The 2,878-nt window shown below is 39.0% G+C and carries 2 protein-coding genes; both read right to left on the reverse strand.

The annotated features are described in order from the left end of the window. Positions 1-151 precede the first annotated feature (151 nt). A complete protein-coding gene (locus KIV41_RS24305; protein ID WP_285337827.1) occupies positions 152-1,162 on the reverse strand; it encodes a hypothetical protein in 1,011 nt (336 codons plus the stop codon). Positions 1,163-1,281: 119 nt separating this feature from the next. Further along, positions 1,282-2,694, reverse strand: coding sequence for a hypothetical protein (locus tag KIV41_RS24310; RefSeq protein ID WP_182107704.1), 1,413 nt, complete (start codon positions 2,692-2,694; stop codon positions 1,282-1,284). Positions 2,695-2,878: the final 184 nt, after the last annotated feature.

The following is a 2,878-nucleotide window of genomic DNA, read 5'->3' on the forward strand; positions in this document are numbered from 1 at the left end:
ATATTAGCTCAGATGTCATTTTGCCGATTAAGCTAACGCCCTGTTGAGGTGTGAGCAACGCAATACCGATGCCGCCGCATACCACCTTAAACACTTAAACGCAACGCATAGTGAAAATGCCACGCGTTGCGAATCACTCTTAAACAGTTTGTTATATGTTAGGTTCGAAGGATTGACCATCCACTTTTATGAACTGCTTGCCCGATTTATAAAGAATACCAATCCCCAAGGTTTCTAACACTCTTTCTGTTTCTGTTGATTTACTGATTTCAGGTAAAACTAAATATAACTGAGTATTTGAATCGCCATATTTAAAGCGATAATACTGAAGTTGTCCAATGCCCGTGTAGATTTGATTTGAAGGTAATGATGCTGTTTTAACTTCAAATATGGAGTGCGCTACCTTAGTTTCAAGATCGACAATGGCAGCGTCCACATGAATATTTTTTAGAACTTTAAATTGATCTTGAACGCAATATTTCTTTAAATAAGAAGTCAATTGATTACAAATAGGCCCATGCTTGTAATTATACTCTGAAGAAAAAGTTCCTGATTTTCCTTTGGTCCCCTCAAATTCAGAACCTTCTCCCCAGTTGTCACCTAATGAGTCAGAGTCGAAACCTGAATCAGATTTCAATTTTTCTTTGAGCAACACGACAGAACTCGTAAATGAAGCAATATCTTCGGCTAGACTATCAGAAGATATCGAACACACCGGAATAATAGTGGAAAGCTGCCCTGCATCATCGATGGTTTGAACCCACTGATGGAAATACTTAAGAGAAACATATTTCTTAATTTTACCCCGATAAGAAGTAAACAAACCTCGAGAACATAAAAGAATATCAGAACCAGCTTTTACATATACCCCTGAAACACTTCGGTTAAGATTTAAAGGAATGTTAACCTCAACATCAGGTGAAGGTGGTCCTTGATCTTTCACAAAACGTACCAGGTGAGGGATTCTAGTCGACCATTCTTCTGGGACTCCAATTTGTATGTCACCCAATACAGACGGTAGTGTATACGTTAAAAAGTAATCTCTATCACCGCTTGGGAAACCCCATTCCAACATTCTAGAATCCACAGATAAGCGTTCAAGGTTTCTCCTGAATATACCTATCGCTTCAGTATTTTCTTTTTCTTCACAGATTGTTCTCATAGCAAACCTTACATATAACGCCGCATTAAGGTGTGAGCGACGCTTGGCTATACTTGAGCGAAGCGAAACCGCCAAGCGTTGCGAATCACTCTTAAATGCTTTGTTAGGGGAAATTTTTGCTACATCTTGCTAGCACTAACCTTTTGCGAACCATCTACATGAATGATTTGCACATTTGCACCATTAATTTTTTTATTGATACTTTCCAAGTTTTTGATCGCAGCTTTTGTATAGCCAACATCGATCACTAAGTATATTGCACGGCGACTTTTCTCTGATTTCATATATTCAGGTAGCTGTTTCTCAATACCTTTCTTTAGTCCAGATGTATTTGTGGATTTCTTAAGCTCAACGAGCACACTATTCTCACTGTTTGTACCAAACTTAAAGTCAACAGGACCACGGCCAGAATCACACTCTCGGGCAATCATTATATTGTTACTTGTACAATAAGACTCAGCGACACCATAAAACAGTAACTGAGCTGCACTTTCATGCTTTAAAGAGCCATCTTTATTGTATAAAAGTTGATTAAGGCCGTTATACTCTACAAGTTCTTTGAATTTCTCGCATATTGTCACAACGAGGCTTTCTACCTCGTCAATGGTTGGAGACTCACTGAGAGTAAGAGGAATTGGGTTGTCTTTAACTAATTCTCTAGTAACAGGATACCAAATATATTCACCAGCACGGTCTTCGATAAAGTCATATGGCAACGGTGGCTTAGCTGCATACTGTTTAACTAGATCATCGAGTAAGTCAGGATGTTCAAGGATTAGTTTCTTCAGTTTGTCTTTGCTAACTGTCTTCATGGCTTCTCGCCAAGAATTTCCGATGATGCCGTTAACTTTGTCTCTTAGCTCTTGGTTCTGCTGTGCAACAACATCCATATTACTCCAATCTAGAGCAACTGGTAGATCTCGTAGTATGGAATAAGGGACTAATAGGATTATATCCCCCGTAAATGGGTTCATTGGAAGACCAGATTTATCATCGAAAGTTACTGTCGCCTTTGCACCCAATTCGACTTGAGATACAACTCTTTTTGTATATTCAGTAATATCATCTCGGATGATATTTGCCGTCATATCACTGATTCGGTCGGGACCGAAGTCGCCCTCAAACATGCCAACAAGTTCAAATAACTCAGGGTCATCTTTACCTTTAGCTATTATGTTTTTAGCTGTTTCGAGCAATCGCTTCCTTAGTGCTGGGCCAACACCAGAGCCAGAAGTACCTTTAGATGCATATCCTATACATAGACCCTTAACCTCTTTTCCAGATAATAAGCGGTCAGCTTTATTCCAAAAAACGTCACCCTTTTTTTCGCTTGCATCAAGCAATTTGACAATACTTTTAAAGTGAGAAGTAAACTTGTCATAACTTGCTTCAAACTCAGGTATATCGCAGTGCTTCAACAAGTGAGGGTCGATGAATAAACGAGTATCTAAATCTAAAATGGGATCGAACGCTCCCAAGTCCATAAGGGTCTTGCTTGAAACATCTAGTAAATCAGAAATAGTCTTAGCCATACACACCACTCAACAAACAATCAACACAACAAATTGTGCTTGCGACAACCGCAAACACTATATGTAGCCAAAGAAACCATTTTTAAAGTGTGTGATTGCATAAAACGATAAAGACGTTCAAAAATGTGATTGATGTTGTATTCTGGGAGGGAAAGTTGATTATTTCCCCTAACGCCGCGTTAAG

The organism is Vibrio sp. D401a (assembly GCF_030248515.1).
GTDB classification, from domain to species: Bacteria; Pseudomonadota; Gammaproteobacteria; order Enterobacterales; family Vibrionaceae; genus Vibrio; species Vibrio rotiferianus.

Coding starts and splice junctions, on each gene's coding strand:
- KIV41_RS24305 (WP_285337827.1), bottom strand. CDS start 1,162: ATGAGAACAATCTGTGAAGAAAAAGAAAATACTGAAGCGATAGGTATA.
- KIV41_RS24310 (WP_182107704.1), bottom strand. CDS start 2,694: ATGGCTAAGACTATTTCTGATTTACTAGATGTTTCAAGCAAGACCCTT.